Consider the following 18358-nt stretch of genomic DNA (forward strand, 5'->3'; position numbering starts at 1 on the left):
CGGCTTCGCCCACACCATCAGGCGACGCCAGAACCACCCATAGGCTCACGAACCGCCCACTCAAAGACCTCACCGAACGCCTGGCCGCGACCTTCGTGTACGCCGGCATCAACGTCACCGACACGCCCCTGTTCAGCGGCACCCGCGGCGCCCAACTCGCCGGCCGCGCCACCCTCATCGACTGCGGCCCCCTCCCCGCCCGCCACGGCACCCGCCAACCCTTCACCGACGTCATCACCGACATCGAGAACGCCCTCGACCTCACCAACCACAAGCCAGGAACGCTCCCCCGGCACGCTCCCTACCTCCACCAGCGCACCGCAGGCCGCATCGGATCCCTCACCCGCCTCATCCGCCAAGCCGCCATCACCGCCATCTGCGACGGCACCGAACGCATCACCAAAACCGCCCTCGACGCGATACAACTCGACCACCTCGCCGAACAACACAGACGCCCCACCCGCAGCCGCTAACCCCACCCGCCGAACAGGCAAAACAGCGCTGACCAGCGAAAACACCAACCGAGCCTTTACGCGCAAGTACTACCTACAACCCACCCGGGCCACACTCCACACACAACACATAAGCCCAGCTCACACACCCCGCCCACCCCGACCCAACCGCCCACCCCGCCTCTCAACGAACCCACAACACCGCAGGCCAACAAACACTCGGCCCACCAACAAACCCCCCTCCGAGCGTTACCGCGACCGAGGACGAGAAGCCCAAGCCGCGCCGTAGCCAGGCCGACAAGTGGGCCATGAACTACCAGGCCGCCAAACAGTTCTACGAACGCGAAGGACACCTCCAGGTCCCGAGGAAGTGGGTCGAGCGGATCGTCGGCGAGGACCAGGAGGAGCGCGAGCACAAGCTGGGTGCCTGGATCAGCAACCAGCGCAGCCGGGCGGCAACCCTGACACCGGAGCGGATGGAGCTGCTGTCCGCGATCGGGATGCGGTGGTCGTGATGGGCGTCGTCGTCATCGCGGCCGGCTATCTGCTCGGGCGGCTGCGCCCGTGGCAGCGGCTGAGCGACTGGGCGGCCGACCAGGTCCGCTTCACCGGGACGTGGGTCCGGGGCGGTGCCGCCCGTCAGGCCGTCGTCGTCCTGCCCCACGTCGTCACCGCGCCGCGCACCAGCTGGCATCATGCGCGCCCCGGCCACCGAGACCCGAGCACCGGTACCCGTACGCGATCCGGACTGGGTCGCCAACCGCACCCGGGGAGACAACGAGTAGACGGTAGGTCTCCGACTCCCTTACCGGCAGTCGACTCACTAGAGGACTTCGACAGCGCAAGGCCCGGACCAGGCGTCCGGGCCTTCGTCGTGCCCCAAATTCCTTTCTCCCGGTCGCTGCTGTCCGGGTCCCGGCCTCCGGCCCTACGGGGTGAAAGAGCCGTGCCCGCCAGGACGAGACGCAAGCACCTGCGCCCTGTCACTGTCCCGCCCGACCTGTCGAACTCACGCCGGAGGCAGTACCGATGACCAGCCGCCAGACACCCGGGGCAACACCCGCACCGATCGCCGCTACGCTGAACACGCCGCCCTGGGCCAGGGCCGAGACCCCACATGGATCACGTCAAGGGTGCCGGTGCCCAGGACGACGACTGTCTGCTCGTCGAGCGCGTCGAAGATGTCGTCGATCAGCCGCTGGGCCATGCGCGGCGCCTTTGGCCGGACGACTTCGACAAGCTTGCGGCGGCCCGCTTTCCGCAGAGCGGCCGGGGATCCGTGGCGCTCGAGGAGCCAGGTGACGGCCGGGTGGTCCAGGCGCGGACCCAGGATCCGTTCGAGGCTGGGGTGGAACTGGGTGAGCAGGCCGCGGATGCGGTTGGAGGTGCGGTTGGCCTCGCCGGCGAGGTCCTGGTCGAAGCCGGTCAGCATGGTCAGTTCAGCGGTGACCTCATCCGTCAGGTCGAGGGTGCGCAGGGCGTGGGGCATGGTGCGGGCGGCGTCCGCGATGACCGCGGCGTCCTTCGCGTCGGTCTTGGCCTCACCCGGGTAGAGGTCGGCGATCCGCCGCATCGCCAGTCCGGGCAGGTAGGCGACCTGGCAGCCGGCGTCCCGGCGACCGTAAGCGGCAGGGCGCCGATGGAGGCGGGCTGGTCCACGACCACCAGAACCGTGCCGAACTTGGTTTTGTTGGGCAGGGGCTTGTCGAAGACCGTCTTTCCGGCCGGGGTCAGGCCGTGTCCGTGATGTGCGTGCTTGCCGACGTCCAGGCCCAGGAAGACGCCCACTCCGTCGATGCTGGTCACCCTGCCCCCGCAGGACCGCGAAGAAGATAACGGGGCAGACGGTCCCAGCGCTTGCGGAGGTTGCTGAGCCACTGGCCGATTTTGTACCCCTCCCCGTCGAGGGTGATGGTGTCGCGCTGGCGGATGTGGAGGTGGCCTTCGCGGTCGCGGATCCTCAGATTTTCCTCAAATATTCGAATAAGTAGTGGAAACTGAAGGCTCGCTCGATTAGTTTGAGCGAGTAAGCGGCTACCGACTGAATGCGGCTGACGGTGGCGGAGAACCGATATGCTCCTGGCTTTATATCGCTACTGGCCCGGCGGTTCGGGCACAATTTCTGGGGAAGCGTGTGAAGCTCGCGAGAACGGCATTTTTCGCCCATACTGTGAGTACTGACCTGGCGCTGGTGCCCTTCTCTCCGGAGATAGTAGACGACTATCATGAGCTGCACGTCAGAAATCACGACCGTATACGCCTTTCGGAACCCGCGCCGGCGCTGCCGCCCAGCAGGGCTGAGGCGGAAGCGCTGCTGCTCAGCTCTGGTCAGGCCTGGTTGCGTGGAACTGCGGTACCCGTAGCCATCGCCCACAGATCCGACGGTCTGGAGAAGCTGGTCGGTGCGGCGAACCTTCGGATCAATGCCTACCTGCAATCGGCGGAAGTCGGGATCTGGATTGACGCCGAATGGGAAGGGCGAGGAATCGCCAAGGAGGCGTTGTCGGTGCTGATCGACTACGGCTTCAATTCTGTTAAGTTGGCTCGAATATCACTTCGTACCGCCTCCGAGAATACTCGGTGCCGTGCCCTGGCAAAGGGTCTCGGATTTTCCGAGGAGGGGACGCACAGGAAAGCGATCCCCCTACCCGGAGGGCGAAGTGACGAAGTCGTCTATGGACTCCTGGCGGAGGATTGGGACCGCCGACGCTGAGTGCGATCGCTGCCTCTTGTGTTGTGCACTTCCTGTCGCCGGGTTGCTAATGTCCGGGCACACCTGCGCCCGGCTATGAAAGGATGAAAATGGGTAACGGAATACTCCTTCCCGTGGGCGAAGAAGTCGACTTCTCCGACTTGGACCTCGACATCCAGTTCACCTCCACCGGTGACCCGGGGATGCCGGCGGTGCCCGCTGCGGCCTGGACCTTCGGAAGCTGCGGGTGCACCGGTGCCAGCAACACCTCCTGCGGATTCACGGTGCGCTGTAACCCTTCCTGCTGCTGATCTCCCAGAGGCACGGCGTGACGCACGAGGCCGTCTCACGGCCGCTGTAGTCACGACGTGGCGGGACGGGCTGCCGCCGCACCTGAATGCGGTGCGGCGGCAGCCCGCAGGTTCTCGCCCGCGGAACGCGGGTCCATGCAAGACAAGGACATGTGTGATGCCCCACCCGCTCTACCAAGCCCAGGGCCCTCTGCTGCTGCGAGCCACGGCGGTCTCGCAAGGCGAGCTAGGCGGTGACCTGGTCGGCCGGCCGGTTCAGGCGCTTGACAGCGCAGACGAGCTGCGGGAATACATCGTCCGGCTGACAGCGGGCGGGGAACTACGCGAAGCGATTTACGTGTCGTCGGCTTCGCTGGCCAGGAGCATCCGGCAGGTGCACGACGGCGTCGCGTTCAAGCCCAAGGAACTGCTTCAAGTGGCCATGTCAATTACCCGCTACGCCTTGCGGCTCACTGGCAGGCCCACACCCTTCGGGACGCTGGCCGGTGTCGCGGCGGCGTCTTTCGGCGAAGCCGCCCAGGTCCAGGTCGGCCCAGGCGGAACGAAGTTCGCCCGGCTCGACGCAAGCTGGTACCAGCGGCAGTTGAACCGGTGGCTGAGCGACACCCGGCTGCTGGACCGCGTGCACGTGGTGTGGAACAACCTCTGCTACGTGCGAGGCGACCGCCTCATCATGCCCTTCCCGCGCACTGACGTGACCAGTGACCGCATGATGCCGGCCGGTCAGTCAAGGGGCGAGGTCAGTGTGCGAATGACACCGGTCCTCCAACGCATTCAGGCCTCTGCCCGATGCCCCGTCAGTTACCGGCACCTGCTGGACATCACCGCAGCCGACCTCAGCGCCACGGATACCGGGGTTCTGAGCGCCATGCTGGCCAAACTGGTGTCCAACGACATTCTGATCACCTCGTTGGCGCTCGGTGAGATGGGCGGCGATCTGATGGAGACGGCGGCCGACGCTCTAGCGGACAGCGCGGCCGCGGCCCGCCTCCGAAAGGTGCAGAGCTGCCTTGTCGAGTACGAGGCCACGGAAGTCGGGAACGGACTAGACGCCTGGAACAGTCTGATCCGCACCCTCCAGCAGGAGCCGGACGTAGAAGCGGCGAATCCGCAAGTCGACCTCCGGCTCGACGTCAGTGCAGTGATCCCCCGAACCGTGGCCACGGAGGTCGAGACCGTTGCCGGCGCTCTCTGGAAGATCGCTCCCAAGAGCACGCCCTATCCTCACATGCAGGCCTACTACGCTGCTTTCGTTGAGAAGTATGGACAAGTGGGGTCCGTACGCCTCGAAGACCTTGTGCACCCGCATCGCGGGTTGGGCTATCCGGCCACCTACGAGAACCCGCGGGTCAGCTCTCCACCCGGTGGTGATGGGCGCGAAGCCGGCCATGCCGGGGCGGATGCAGAGAAGCGCAGAAGGCATCTGGGTGTGCTGCTGCACCAGGGTCTGATGAGCGGTAAGCGCGAGGTCGTCCTCACGGAGCACGACGTGGAGGCTCTCACGACCGGTAGCGAGATGCCGCAGCAGGCGATCGAACTCTGTTTCCAGGCCTACGCCGAGAACAGTTCGGCGCTCGACAGGGGAGACTTCGAACTTTGGACCACTCCGCTGGTGGGAGCGGGCACGGTCGGTGCCACGGCCGGGCGCTTCGCCGCGATGACGGGTGTGCGGCGGGAGCTCGGCGAGCTGGTGGCCGCCGAATCCGCCGGCGTCATCGCCGCGCAGGTGTTCTTCCAGCCGGCTGTCGCGCGCGCGGCGAACGTGACGCAAGTTCCGGAGCTGGCGGAGCACCGCCTTCCGATCGGCGTGTTCGATGATCCCGGGCGCGCTGGATTCATCGACTGGCGGGACCTGATCGTCTCGGCCCACTCGGACGGCCTTCGGCTTGTCTGGAGCAAGACGGGTGAAGAAGTAGCCCCCTTCGTCCCCCATATGCTCAACCTGTCCTCTCAGGCTCCCAACCTGGCGCGTCTGCTGGTCGAGTTGCGGCACTGCGGCGTGGACAAGTCGTGGGCTCCCTGGGACTGGGACCGGTTCAAGGCTTTCCCGGCGCTGCCCCGGGTCCGCTTCGGCCGCACGGTCATCTCCCCGGCGACCTGGTTCCTCTGGCCGCAGGCCCGCGAGGATGCCGCATCCCGGGCCCAGTGGGAGGCTGAGTTCCCCCGCTGGTGCGCCGGCATGTCGATCCCGGACCGGGTCACCGTCATTTCGGCGGACCGGGCGTACGAGATAGACACCGGAAGTGCCCTGCACCGGGAGATGTTGCGCCGTGACGTGATCAAGGAGGACGTCAAGCTGTGCGAGTCGCCGCTCGCGCTTGGGCGCAGCCTAGGCTGGATCGGTGAAAGAGCTGCGGAACTCGTGGTTCCGCTCAAGCCCGCCCGGCCTGCGCCCCCTTCTACGGCTCGCCAGTACCTAGCGAGCGATCCTCCGCCACGGCACAGGCCGGGCGGGGAGTGGGTGAGCTTGGAGCTGTACGCCGTTCCCGAAGTGCACGACGAGGTGATCTCCCGGCACATCCCGGCCCTGCTCCAGGAGGTGCAGGAGTACGTCGACCGGTGGTTCTTCGTCCGCTACAGCGCGCCGGAGGAGCACATTCGGCTCCGGCTGCACGGGGACCCCGTGGCGCTGACCTCCCACGTGTGGCCGCGGATCGACGCGCGGCTGGCCTCGCTCATCGGCTCAAGCGCGATCGCCGACTACCGTATCGCCACCTACGAGCCGGAGATCGAACGGTACGGCGGAGCCGACGCCATCGAGACGGCCGAGCAGGTGTTCTGCCTCGACAGCCGTACGGTGGCCGGTCAGCTGCGTTCCCCCCGAACGGCATCGCTCTCGCGGCGAGCTCTCGTAGTGGCGAACTACTGCCTGCTCCTGGAGGCTCTCGGGCCCTGGGACTGGTGCCAGTGGGCGGCCGCACGGTTCAGGAAGGACACGAGTGGCGCGCTCAACCGTCAGGACCTGGCTGCTCTCACGGCCATCACCGTACCCGGACAGGTCGCTCCCAAGCTCGCTGAGGCGCTGGGGATGGCGGGTCTGGCGGATGCGTGGGGCAGCCCGTTCGTGAGTCGCCTGGGCGGCCGGGTGCTCAAGCGCATGAGCGAGGCCACGGACCGTGACTACGGGGAGCTGCCGCTGCTGAGTCTGCTGCACATGCAGCACAACAGATTGAACGGCATCGACGGCGAAAGCGAGCAGATGAGTCTGACAATGCTCGGACATGCGGCTCGCGCGCACAGAGGACGACTCGGCAAGGGCGGGGAGAAGTAATGCGGGGCAAGCACCACGACGCGGCACGCAGGGTGGCGGACGGCATAGCCGATCAGCTCTCAGACGCGCGGAACCTAGGGCTGGAGATCGACCGGGGGCCTTCCGTCACCGGGCTCGACCAGAACTACGCCTTCTCCTCGCTGGCCAGTGGCTTTCCGGGGATATCCGTGCTGTTCAGCGATCGTGTGAAGAGTGGTGCAGAGGGCGCTGGGGTGGTACACGACTACCTGTCCCGCTCGGTGAACCTGCTTAGGCAAGAGCCCAGGCCGGGGATCGGCCTGTACTCGCAGATCACCGGCCTGGCCTTCGCCGCGGCCCTGGCTCAGCAGGCTGGGGGCAGCTACAGGACCGCGCTGTCGAACCTTGACGCCCATCTCGCCCTGCACGTCCGAGCCCTCTGCGAGCGAGCGGTGCGGGACGCGCCGGGGGCGATGGACGCCTACGACGTGATCGACGGCCTGACGGGTATCGGCCGCTACCTGCTGCTGCGTGGCGGGCCTGAGCACCCGGATCTGGAGAACGTTGTCCGGACCTTGATCACACTGGCAGGCCCGAGTGCGGCCGGGCCGGCAGACGTTCCGGGGCTCTGGGCGACCTCGCCCCCCAACCAGCGCCCGGAGTTCGTCGGTACGGAGATCATGGCAACCGGTCACCTCAATCTAGGACTCGGCCATGGAGTCGCCGGCCCCCTCGCGCTTCTTTCCCTCTGCCTTCAGCAGGGGACTGCGCTGCCCGGCCAAAGCGAGGCCATCGAGACTCTGGCCAGCCTCTACGAGAAATTCGCCCTCGAAGACACGTACGGCCTGTACTGGCCGAACACCGTCTCGCTGTCCGAATGGACGAAGGGACGCTGCGACGTCGCGCGAGCCCGCACCGCCTGGTGCTACGGATCTCCGGGTATCCCGCGAGCCCTGCAGCTCGCCGGATCAGCCATGGGCAGGACCGACTGGAGCCGGATGGCGGAGGCATCGGTCTCTGCCGTCGTCGACATGCCACTGGGCGCGATGCAAGCGGAGCATCCCTCGCTCTGCCACGGTTGGGCCGGCATCATGCACGTCCTCAGCTTCTTCACCGAAGGATCCGAAGGCTCCCGCGTCAGAACGAAGGTCGACACTCTCGCCGAGGCCATTATCGACTACTACGGCGCCGGCGACACGGAATTCAGCGTGACCTTCGGCGACGATGGTCACGAGCCGGCCGGCTTTCTCGAAGGTGCCGCCGGCATCGCTCTGGCACTGTACGCCTACGCGGCGGGTGAACCGGCTGTGCCGTGGGACGCAGCCCTTCTGATCCGTTGAGGAGGACAGAGGTGTGGGGAAGCGTGTCCGTCGACGGCAATGATATGGCGGTGCGGGAGTTCCTCGGCCAAGTCGTCCTGCTGGTGGAGTCCGGGAGCGCTGGGGAGGCTGTCCCGGCTGCCCTGCGCCCGGCCCGTGTCTTCCTGGAAGCCGGCCTGTGCGCTGTGCGGTCGCAACCACTGCCATGGATCCAGTACGACCTGACCATCGTCGAGGAACGCCGTAGGGAACTCTACGTCTCTTTGCTGGAGTTCGTGTCCGGCGGTCTTCCGGGCGGCATGGCGAACTTCTTTCTCATGCACAAGCCGCCGGGCATCCGGCTGCGCTTCGAGGCGACGCCCGGGGGGCGGACGAGGGAGTCGGTGGACGAATGGCTCCAGGCCGTGCAGGCCGCCGGATGTGTGCTGGAGGCGCGGAACGCTGTCTACGAGCCGGAGCACGTCCTGTTCGGAGGCCACGAGTCGATGCCCAGCGTCCACCGGATCTTCACCCTGGACTCCTTGGTCTGGCTGGCTTACCACGCACAGGCGACGACCGGACCGGTGCCCGCCTGGCGGCTCTCCCTCCGCATGATCAGGTCCCTTCTCGACGGCCTGGGCATCGATGACCTGGAGGACCTCGGACTGTGGGACCATCTGGTGCGTGATGCGGGACGCGGGTTCCGCCGGGAACCCCCAGGGAACTGGCACAAGGTCGCCGACGAGATCCGCAGAGCCTGGTACGACACATCCGACAAAGTCGGAAGAGAGGCTGACCTCGCGGATGTATCCGCCCTCCTGAGTGACTACGAACGCCGACTGCCGCATGCATGCGAGCAATGGACGGACACGTACTTCCGCTCCCCGGACGCGCGTATCGGCAGGGTCGCCGCCGCAGTCCCCCTGGTCGCCTTCCACTGGAACCGCGCACGGCTCTCCCCCGCGTGGCAGATAGCTCTCAGTGAGGCCTTGAGGATGGGGCCCGGGGAAATCCGGAGCGATGATCCGGTTCGCCTTCGGAACTCGGGGGATGAGTCCTGATGGACATGAGGTCCGCAGCATCAGAGGCGTTGAACAGCACGTTCATACCGGGACGCGGGGAGAGTCCGGCCGGCGGCCGGGCCGCCCTCCGCATGTGCAAGTTCGCCCGCCCCTACTCCGCTTCCCTCGCCCTGTTCCTCGGTGCGACCGCCCTGCTCTCGGTGCTGGCCGTTGCCACACCGGTCCTCGCCGGCGCGGTTGTCGAGGAGATCATCGAAGCGGAAGACCCGCAGCGAGTGATCGTCCTCGCGCTCGCTCTGGCGGTACTCGCGGTGGGAGAGTGCCTGATCGGCGTCTATGTGGGCCGGCAGGCCGCCAGGATCGGCGAAGGCATGATCTTCGACGTGCGCGACCGGCTCTACGCCCATGTGCAGCGCATGTCCGTCTCCTTCTTCATGAGGGTGAACGCGGGCACGCTGCTGAGCAGGCTCAGCCGCGATGTACTGGAGGCTCAGCGCGCCTTCAGCACGACACTGCCGTCCGTCATTGGAAACGCGGTCACACTGCTTCTCGCCGTCGTGGTGATGGCCGGCCTCTCCTGGCAGATCACGTTGCTGGCGCTGGGGCTGTTCCCGCTGTTCGTCCTGCCAGCCCGCCGGACGGCGCGGCGCCTGTCCCGCCTGCACCGGGACATCATGCAGGAGAACGCCGCGCTCGGAGGCCGGATGGCGGAGCGCTTCACCGTCCCCGGTTCACTGCTGGTCAAGCTGTTCAGCACGCCGGAACAGCAGTCGGCGGAGATCACGGACGGCGCTGCCACGGTGCGCGCACTCGGTGTGCGTGCGACCACCTCGCATACGGTCTTCGTTTCCCTGCTGACCCTGCTCGCGTCGCTGTCCGTGGCTCTCGTTTACGGAATCGGCGGATCCCTGGCGATCCGGGAACTGCTGGACCCGGGCACGGTGATCTCCCTCTCCTTGCTGGTCACTCGGCTCTACGCCCCGATGACCGCGCTGGCCGGCGCCCGTGTGGAAGTCACGGCGGCCATGGTCAGCTTCGAGCGCATATTCGAGCTCCTGGATTTCGAGCCGGCGATCGCGGACAGGGCCTTCACGGTGGACGTGCCGAAGGGGCCGGTCTCCCTGGAGTTCGACGCCGTGTCCTTCTCCCACTGCTCCGCACAGGTGGCCCATCCGCCGTCCCTGGCCGTGCCAGGCGGTGCCAGGACCCCCGAGAAGAAGACCGACGTTCTCAAAGGCCTGTCCTTCCGCGCCGAGCCGGGGCAGACCGTCGCCATCGTCGGCTCCTCGGGAGCGGGGAAAACGACGATGGCTCTTCTCGCAGCCCGCCTCCACGATGTGTCAGCCGGCGCGGTACGGCTGTCCGGCATCGACGTACGCGACCTCAGGACGGCCTCGCTGCGGGCCACCGTAGGACTCGTGACGCAGGAAAGCCACCTCTTCCACGAGTCGGTCCGCGACAACCTCCGCCTCGCACGCCCGGACGCCCACGATGGCGTGCTGTGGCATGTATTGGAGCAAGTGGGGCTGGCCGACCTGGTCAGCGGTATGCCCGCCGGCCTCGACACGCTGGTCGGAGAAGGAGGACTGCGACTCTCCGGTGGCGAACGGCAGCGGTTGACCATCGCCCGGTTGCTCCTGGCGGAGCCCCGAGTCGTCATCCTCGACGAAGCCACCGCGCACCTCGACTCCTCCTCCGAGCGTGCGGTACAGCGCGCGCTCGACGTGGCCTTGCACGGGCGCACGGTGTTCGTCATCGCGCACAGGCTGTCGACCATCCGCTCGGCGGACCTGATTCTCGTTCTGGAGGAGGGCTCGATAGTGGAGCGCGGAACGCATGAGGAGCTCATGGCCGCGGATGGTCGCTACAAGGAGCTCCACACGATGCAGACGGAGAAGAACGGCGCTTTGCCGAGCTGAGAGATCGTCTCCTCCCGCGGTTTCATCCCAGATTCTGCGGTTGGTAGGACTTTGAGAGCTCGCGTCAGGAGAGGATGATCTCGCCGGTGATGCGGCGGGAGTGAGCAGAGGCCCGGGCTAGATGTCCGGGCCTTCTTCGTGCCCGGGATCTTTCTTCCCGGCCGCTGCTGCCCGGGGCCCGGCTTCCGGCTCTACGGGGGTGAAAGAGCCGTGCCCGGCAGAACGCGACGCAAGCACCTGAGTCCTGTCACTGTCCCGCCCGACCTGACGAACTCACGCCGGAGGCAGTACCGATGACCAGCCGCCAGACACCCGGGGCAACACCCGCGCCGATCGCCGCTACGCTGAACACGCCCGCCCTGGACCGGGCCGAGACCCCACAGGGACGCTCTCAGGCAGAGAGCCGCAGCAGGACCGCCGACCGCGAGGCGCACACCCCCGCGGACGACACCACGCAGGTGTCCGCTGTTTCTGCTCCTCCGCCTTCTAGGAGAATCCCGATGGCTCGGGACCCGCACTCCCCCGCGTCCGTACATCCTGATCCACCCAGCACGCCCGAACCGGCCCCCGCCGGGAAGCCGGCGCTCCTGTCGCAGCGCACCGCGCTGATCCTGTTCATAGCCCTCGGCGTCGGCAGCGGTGTGTTGACCTTCTTCGCCGAGAAGTCCTACCCCAAGGCGGTCCTCCCGGTGTCCTCGCTACCGGGGGCTGCACAGTGGGACTGCACAGCCTGATCGACTAACCGGCCAGCTCGGGCAGGACGTCCCTGTCCGACCCCGCAGTCTCTCGACGTCAGGCGGCGCTGAACTCGTGGGCGGGGCCGCCGCGCCACTCCACCCACTGCGGGTCGTCCAAGGCGGCCTCGGGGTCGGCGACGCCGGCGCCCTCGAGGAACACGACCAGATCGTGGTCGCTGTAGGCGGTGCCGAGGATCTCGTCCCGGCCGCTGCTGTGCACAGTGACTCTCCGGCCGCCCAAGAGCGAGGGCCGGTGCACGACGATCGGCGCGCTGGTCACGCCTTCCAGCGTGCCCCGGGCCGGTTCGCTGGGCGAGTCGGCCCGGGGGCGTCAGGGTGAGTCGCCGGACCAGTCCCAGCGGTTCCGCTCGCCGGGGCGCGGGTCGTACAGGGCGCGGCCGCCGGCGCCGAACTGCCGGAGCTCGGTCATCAGCGCGACGCCGGTTTGGATCTCGTCCGCTGTCCAGTTGGTGATGTCGAGCAGCAGGCCGTCCAGCGGGCCGCCGACCAGTTCGGCGTAGTCCCGGTTGGGCAGCGGTCCCGGGTGGTCGTGGTCAGTGCCGTAGACCCGGCGGCGCAGCAGCTGCTCGTCATCACGGTCCATCCGTTCAGCCTGGCAGCCGCCACTGACAGCCGGGTCCGGCGCGTCACCTGCGGAAGCGGGAGAGCCAGGTTCCGCCGGCCTTCTGCTCGGGCACGGCCTGGCCCTGCTCTTCATGCCGGTGCTCGTCCGGCCAGGCTTGCTGGAGGTCGGTGACGTACCGCCGGTTGCAGTCTTCGCACAGAGACGGGCGGGGCTCTGGGGAAGCGCCCCAGCCGACGCGCTCGGTCGCCTTCCACCGTTCGTCGGTGAACGTGGCCCCGCACTCGGTGCAGACGGGACGGTGAGGCGAGCGCTGGAAAGTCGGCTGCTCTGCCCCACGACGTACCGGCTCCTGGTGCTCCTGCGTGCCAGCAGCTTGGCGTTCGGCGGTGAGGGCCCTTTGCTTGCAGTCGTCGCACAGGTGCGGGTGGGAGTCCTTCGGGGCTCCCCAGTCGGTCACCTGAGCCGCCGCCCACCGTTCGTCGGTGAACCTCGCCCCGCAGCCGGTGCAGACGGGACGGCGGGCCTCACGCTCGGCTGCCTTCTTCGCCGCCTGCTCCTGGGCTGCCCGCCGCACCTGTGCCTGGTACTCCTCCTGGTGGGCCTTGGCCTCTTGCCGGGCACGGGCATCGGCCGCCTCACGACGGGGATTGCCGATCGCTTCCCGCAGGGGCTGCTTGTGGTCGCGGCCGAAGCGTAGGAACACCGGTCCGGCCGGGCCGTGCTCGCGCAGCTGGTTCAGGCCGGTCGCGATGATCGGGATCCTCCCGTCGTAGTGGTGGTGCCCGCCCTTCTGCCGCTCGCCCTGCCACAGGTGACGGGTCAGCTCTTGCACGCGCGGGATGGTGCGGTTGGGGTTGCGCTCGCCGATGCGGTTGAACACCAGCAGGACGGGCGGGTGCGCCGCATCACCGGACCAGGTGTCCGGAGCCGTCCAGCGGGTGCGCCACATCGGGCGCTCCTTGCCGTCGGTGTCCTTCACCTTCCGCCGGAAGAACCGGGCGTACTTCTCCAGCTTGTCGGCGAGCTCCTCAGCACTCTCGTGGCAGTTGTCGACCTCGATGAACAGCAGCGGCACCTGGTCCTGCGGGGCGGTCAGGACGATGTCGGCCTGGGCGCCGCCCTTGCCGGGCGCGTTCCACGTGCCGGTGGCGGGCAGTGATACCTCGGTCCAGTACGAGGCGATGGTGCCGATGCCGGGCGGTGCGTCGACGGCGGCCTGGGCGGCTGCCTGGACTTCGTCCGGCTCCTTGGTGAGCTTGGCGAGGTTCGGCTTGGGGCGCAGCATCGCGATGACGGTCTCGTTGACGGCCATGGGGTGGGAGGCCCCGCTGGAGCCCGCGCCGCGAGCAGTGGACCCCATCTCCGTCACCGGGCGCTGCAGTTCGTAGGAGGCGGCTTGCAGGCCCTTGAGGGTGAGGTTGCGCAGCTTGTCCCCCGTCTCGGTGGAGCCGCCGTTCTCGGCGAGGCCGTGCTTGCGCATGTCGGAGAGCGCGCCGGTGTGCGAGGCGGTGCGGGCGGTCTTCTGCTCGGACGGGGTCTTCTTGTCGGTGTGCCTAAAGCTCAGGTGCGGAGCGCCGATCCGCTGGATCTGATCAGTCGTCGCGACCTTCAGCGCTCCCAGCACGCGCAGCACGTCGCCGCGGAAGGTGTTCGTCGATCCCGCCGGGTTGGTGATCCTCTTCCCCGCCATCAGCCCCGCTCCCTCGTCACTCGCGTCCGGTCGCCGGCCGACCGCCGCCGCTGCTGCTGGCCGCGCCCGGCCTGGGAGGGCGTCCGGGCCCCCCGGAACCCGATGCTCTCCTCCAATACGGACAACAAGGGGAGAGAAGAGGGTTGTGACGGCGCAGTTTTCGCACCGATTCGCGGCCTGACAAGGTGTTTTCCCCCGCCCCCGGGTGCCGGGCGCCAAAGGGGGTTTCCAAGTGCCCTTCGAAGTGGGCACCCAAGGAGGCCCCTTCGGCTTGCCCGCCACGGGCCGGCCTTCCGGTGTGATCGGCCCGAGCGGTGCCGCTGCCCGGCCCTCGGGTGGGTGGTCGTCATCGTCTCGTCTCCTTCGCTGCCCCGGTCGGGGCGGTCGTTGCGAAGGAGCAGCGTGCAGGGGACCCCCTTGTCCGCGGTCTGACCGTGGCCGGTAGCGGGCGTGGACAAGGGGAAATACGGCGGTGGTCGGGGCGGTAGCAGACCTGGACAAGGGGTCATGGTCGGGCTCGTGGTCGGACCGACCACGCTGGACAAGGGGGCCAGGTTTGACCCTTGCGGCCCTGATTCGTCGGCTTCGGCCCGGGAGGGTGGGAGGGAGAGTTCTCTGGCCTCTGTCCACAGGCTGACCGGCTGACCCTGCCGGGACATCGCCGTGATCGGCACGGCGACCGTACGTCAGGAGCTGTCCATGTCCCCGATCGTTCCCTCGCTGCCCCCGCGCCTGGTCCAGCTCGGCTTCGACTACGTCCTGGCGGTGGAGGCCGGAGACGACGTCCAGGCCGCGCGGCTCGCGCCCGAGGTGGAGCAGCTGCCGGGGCTGCTTCCGGGCATCGCGGAACTGGTCGTCTTCCCCGTGACCGCGCTGTCCGACGACACCGAGCCCTGCGCCGACTCCTTCGTCCTGGACGAGGTCGGCGTCATCTACCTGATGGCGATCAGGGCGTGGGCCACGCACGCCCCCGCGGCTGCCTCGCCGGGGATCGCCCGCACCATCGCGCACTTCGTCGGCCAGGTCCTCGCCGACGCACCGACGGACGTCCTGCGGGCTCTACAGGAGCTGCGCGATGAACAGGTGGCGCGGGCCCGCGCGGCGGTGGAGAACGTGGTGGCTCTGCACCGCTGACCGCACCACCGCACCGGGTGGGAGCGCACCGGTGCGGTGGAGCGCATCCACCCTGTGCGCACTGGTGCTGTGGTGCGCGCACCGCGTCCATCCGGTGCGCATCCACTCGGTGGGCGGTGCGCGCACCGGTGCGGCCGGCGCGCAGAAGTGGTGCGCGCCGGATGGACGGTGGTGCGGTGGAGTGGGCCCGAGTGGAGGTGATGGGGCGGTGCGTTTCTCCTTGACCTGAGCTGAGGTCAAGGAGAAACGCACCCAGTGGACGCGCGACCCCACTCCCGTCGATGGCGTCCACTTCCTGTGACTTCGATCGATAGATGGCCCCGTGCCCTCGGGCGTCGATGAGGTCGGCGGGTTGCGAGGATCTGTAGTTGGCCCGGGTGAGGATCAATTGGTGGCCCCAGCGAGTCCTGGCCTGGGCGTTCAGGTCAGGACGTGGGAGGGACGGCGCGGTTGAGAGGTTCCAGATCTCCATACAGGGCGGCGTGGAGCGCGGCCGCGAGTTCACGGGCTCGTTCCTCGCTCGGCACGTCGTGCATCATGAAGTAGATCGGCCCTGTGTAGGCGTCCGTCCCGGCCTCGTGGTTGTGGACCAGGCGGACGATCGCGGCCCGGATTGCGTCGTTCACGGTGTCGTCGACAGCGTGTCCAGAGCCAGCGGTGAGTGTGTCTGCCTTCACGGTCCACCGTGGACCCTCGGATTCGATGGCGATGAACACGGCGCTGTGCGCCATGGCCTGCCTGTATGCCTGATGGAAGGCCCCGGTGCCACTGGCGACGGGGATGAGGTGGGCGGGGCAGGGGACAGGCAGTGGCTCCATGAGGGGATTGTGCAAGAGGCAGGAGGCTTCACGTCCGCTGACACTCGAAGATCGTCCGGGTAGCTTTGGCGGCCATCTCGCAGGGCGTCCACGGGCGTTCGCCGAGGCCTTGGGGCCAACTACGGATCGGAGGGGCCAACTACCGATCGTCGTCACACTTCCCCCCGGTGGGCTCCACTCGGTGGAGTGGAAGCCGAGCACGGTGGCTTCCACTTCCGGACGGTGGACTCCACTCGGTGGAGTGGAGGCGGGGCATCTTCGGCGCGCACCACCGCACCGGGTGCGCACCATCGGGTCCACTCAGTGGCCGGCCTCCCGGCCGCGGTGCGGTCCGGGCTCCTGCGGGTGGTGCTCCTGCTGGTCGTCTGGGCGCACCGGGCGCACCGGGCGCACCGCGCCGGTGTCGTCGTCCTGGCCGATGTAGCGGTCCGCGCGAACGCGGGAGTCGTCGCCCACCTTGGCGAACGCGTCCTGGAGACGGCGCAGCCGGTCGGCCGTGAGATCGAGGGCTTCCACGTCCGTACGGGACTTCCTCAAGGCCCGCAGCGCCGTCAGGTCGATCACCTCCCGGCGTCCGGCCTCCGGCTCCTGGTCGTCGCGCTCGGGGTCGGCGGCCGCGGGCGCGAGCAGCTGCTCGGGCATCGCAGCCTGCTGGTGCGCGACGACGTCGTACGCCCGGCCCCGCACAGCAGTGGTGGTGCGCAGCTTCTGCCGCACCACCGCTCCGGTGAGGACAGCTCGCTCGTACTGCGGCGGGATGCGGGGTATTTCCCACTCCCCCGCGTCCTGGCCCGGGGGCCGGGGCGCAGCCGGCTCGCCGGGATCGGCTGGGGGTTGCCGGTCCGGGCCGGGTGCGGGGGTTGGTGGTCGGCGGCGGGCGGGGAGGTCGGACAGGGCCCACCGGGCGGTGTAGAGGCGGTAGTCGGCCTCCAGGCCGCGCACGGTCTTCGGCTCGCTGATGTCCAGGCAGTGGGTGGAGATGGCGGCGGCCACGATCTTCTCGTCCAGGCCGGGGTCGCGGCGGCGGCCGCGCAGGACGAGGGCGAGGTGGCGGCGGGCTTCGGCGAGCAGGTGCCGGCGGTGGAAGCGGCCGCCGTGGTTCATCACGAACACGGTCGCGGTGACGTCGACGGCCGCCAGGGCGACGTCGACCACGGCGGTGACCCGGGCCCGGATCGCCGCGGCTGCGGCACGGGCGTACTCGAGGAGGGAGTTGATGATGTCGACGGCCACCCCGGAGGTGAGGATCGCGCTGGTCTTCCACCAGGCGCGCAGCTGCGCGAGCGGCTGGGTCTTCTGCTTGGGCGGGCGGGTCTTGCGGGCGGCGATCCGGTTCAGCCTGGCGCGGGCCTGCTCGGAGACCACGGGCAGGAACTTCAGCTCGCCGTCGTCGTCGACGGCGGTGACGTACTCGTGCTCCAGGTCCTCGAGGCAGGCGGCGATCTGGTCGCTGCGCCGGGCGGTCCAGCGGATCAGCTCGTGCGGCACCCCGGCAATCTCCATCACGGGCCGGCGCCCCGGGGTGACGATGCGCGGCTCGGTCGCCAGCCCCAGCGCCTCGCAGACCTCCGCGGCCACGAGCTCGTTGTAGAGCGCTGAGGCGGCCACGGTGTTCTCGTGCAAGGCCAGGGTGTGGATGGAGCCCCACTTCCCGTCCAGGCGCTGCCCCTTCACGGACAGGAGCAGATGGTCATGGAGCAAGGGCATGCCCGAGCGTGCCTCGTAGTGGCGGAAGCGGGCGGCGACCAGACCGCCGGGCGGCCGCACCCGGTAGATGCCGTCCTTGCCGTAGCGGATCACCGCCACCTCGTCCTCGATCCACTCCAGCACCCGCTCGATCGCGCGCTCGTGCGCGGCCTCGATCACCCGCCGGGTCTCCTCATCCCCCAGCGCCCACAACAGGTAGATCGTCGGCTGCGGCCGGAAGACGAAGTCGACGCCCGTGACCGTCACCCGGCGACCGAGGGCGCCGGCCTTGAACGCCTTCTTCGGGGACGCGCCCTTGGCGAGCAGGTCGGCCTCGATCCGGTCCGCGTACGGGTGCCGGCCCCGATCGCCGAACAGGTTCCGCAGCTGCGCCTCGGTGACCTCCTCGCCAGGCGCCAGTCCGAGCACGGCCAGGCCGCGCCCCATCCATCGCCCGACCGGGACACCGGCTTGCTCCTGGGCCTCGCGCAGCGGCGTGCGCGCCGGGCGCCGGCCGTCACCGACAACGGTCTCGCGCAGGTAGTAGCGGTACATCTGACCGGCCCGGACAACCCTGATATCCACTGTCATGCAGACCACGCCACACGGCTCTGACCTGCAAGAAAAGGCCGATCAGCGGTACGTCCCGCCAGGCGGGAGGAGGGGCCCGACTTTCTTCTCAGGTGCCCGTCACGCGGGAAGTGGCCCCGGGCCTGAAGTAAGAAGTCGTCTCATTTGGTGAGTCTGCGGTAGCAGATGAGGGTGCAGGCGATGCTGGTGAAGG

At 68.4% G+C, this 18358-nt stretch carries 14 protein-coding genes and 1 pseudogene; 9 read left to right on the forward strand and 6 right to left on the reverse strand.

The genetic code is table 11. From position 1 onward, the window contains the following. Both QNO09_RS38750 and QNO09_RS38755 read left to right on the forward strand, forming a co-directional pair. Nucleotides 1-473, forward strand: a 473-nt coding sequence (locus QNO09_RS38750) for an ATP/GTP-binding protein (RefSeq protein WP_502962415.1), incomplete at its 5' end; no start/stop codon positions are given. 287 nt (nucleotides 474-760) lie between these two features. Then, nucleotides 761-967, forward strand: a complete 207-nt coding sequence (locus QNO09_RS38755; protein ID WP_502962416.1) for a helicase associated domain-containing protein — start codon at nucleotides 761-763, stop codon at nucleotides 965-967. Between the two features lie 605 nt (nucleotides 968-1572). Here QNO09_RS38755 and QNO09_RS38760 read toward each other — a convergent pair. Beyond that, nucleotides 1573-2258 (reverse strand): annotated as a pseudogene (locus tag QNO09_RS38760) (IS110 family transposase); the annotation flags it as partial. 328 nt (nucleotides 2259-2586) lie between these two features. Between QNO09_RS38760 and QNO09_RS38765 the strand changes: the two are divergent. The 6 genes from QNO09_RS38765 (at nucleotide 2587) to QNO09_RS38790 (ending at nucleotide 11657) form a co-directional block, all read left to right on the forward strand. Further along, entirely contained in the window at nucleotides 2587-3165 is a 579-nt protein-coding gene (locus QNO09_RS38765) for a GNAT family N-acetyltransferase (protein ID WP_283974930.1), read from the forward strand. A 447-nt stretch (nucleotides 3166-3612) separates the two neighbouring features. Then, nucleotides 3613-6726, forward strand: coding sequence for a lantibiotic dehydratase (locus QNO09_RS38770; RefSeq protein WP_283974931.1), 3114 nt, complete (start codon nucleotides 3613-3615; stop codon nucleotides 6724-6726). Next, nucleotides 6726-8024, forward strand: coding sequence for a lanthionine synthetase C family protein (locus QNO09_RS38775; RefSeq protein ID WP_283974932.1), 1299 nt, complete (start codon nucleotides 6726-6728; stop codon nucleotides 8022-8024). The genes QNO09_RS38770 and QNO09_RS38775 overlap by 1 nt, the downstream gene beginning before the upstream one ends. Nucleotides 8025-8047: 23 nt before the next feature. Continuing rightward, a complete protein-coding gene (locus QNO09_RS38780; RefSeq protein WP_283974933.1) occupies nucleotides 8048-9043 on the forward strand; it encodes a thiopeptide-type bacteriocin biosynthesis protein in 996 nt (331 codons plus the stop codon). 29 nt (nucleotides 9044-9072) lie between these two features. Next, nucleotides 9073-10923, forward strand: a complete 1851-nt coding sequence (locus QNO09_RS38785) for an ABC transporter ATP-binding protein (RefSeq protein ID WP_283974934.1) — start codon at nucleotides 9073-9075, stop codon at nucleotides 10921-10923. Between the two features lie 500 nt (nucleotides 10924-11423). Further along, nucleotides 11424-11657 carry a hypothetical protein gene (locus QNO09_RS38790; protein ID WP_283974935.1) on the forward strand — a complete coding sequence of 78 codons (234 nt, stop codon included), beginning with the start codon at nucleotides 11424-11426 and terminating at the stop codon, nucleotides 11655-11657. A 58-nt stretch (nucleotides 11658-11715) separates the two neighbouring features. Here QNO09_RS38790 and QNO09_RS38795 read toward each other — a convergent pair whose 3' ends face one another. From QNO09_RS38795 to QNO09_RS38805, 3 genes are read right to left on the reverse strand one after another with little or no spacing between them, the layout of a single operon-like run. Then, complete coding sequence (locus QNO09_RS38795) at nucleotides 11716-11940, reverse strand: type 1 glutamine amidotransferase family protein (RefSeq protein ID WP_283974936.1); 225 nt, start codon at nucleotides 11938-11940, stop codon at nucleotides 11716-11718. A 51-nt stretch (nucleotides 11941-11991) separates the two neighbouring features. Further along, nucleotides 11992-12264 (reverse strand): hypothetical protein, encoded by a 273-nt coding sequence (locus tag QNO09_RS38800; RefSeq protein ID WP_283974937.1) that lies wholly within the window; start codon nucleotides 12262-12264, stop codon nucleotides 11992-11994. A gap of 43 nt (nucleotides 12265-12307) precedes the next feature. Further along, entirely contained in the window at nucleotides 12308-13936 is a 1629-nt protein-coding gene (locus QNO09_RS38805) for a replication-relaxation family protein (RefSeq protein WP_283974938.1), read from the reverse strand. A gap of 699 nt (nucleotides 13937-14635) precedes the next feature. Here QNO09_RS38805 and QNO09_RS38810 point away from each other — a divergent pair. Beyond that, entirely contained in the window at nucleotides 14636-15070 is a 435-nt protein-coding gene (locus QNO09_RS38810; RefSeq protein WP_283974939.1) for a hypothetical protein, read from the forward strand. A gap of 425 nt (nucleotides 15071-15495) precedes the next feature. Here the strand turns inward: QNO09_RS38810 and QNO09_RS38815 are convergent, their stop codons facing one another. After that, nucleotides 15496-15696, reverse strand: a complete 201-nt coding sequence (locus QNO09_RS38815) for a hypothetical protein (RefSeq protein WP_283974940.1) — start codon at nucleotides 15694-15696, stop codon at nucleotides 15496-15498. A gap of 492 nt (nucleotides 15697-16188) precedes the next feature. Beyond that, a complete protein-coding gene (gene mobF / locus QNO09_RS38820; RefSeq protein WP_283974941.1) occupies nucleotides 16189-18165 on the reverse strand; it encodes a MobF family relaxase in 1977 nt (658 codons plus the stop codon). Between the last annotated feature and the right edge of the window lie 193 nt (nucleotides 18166-18358).

Origin of the sequence: Streptomyces sp. 378 (assembly GCF_030124145.1) — a bacterium.
Lineage (GTDB): Bacteria > Actinomycetota > Actinomycetes > Streptomycetales > Streptomycetaceae > Streptomyces.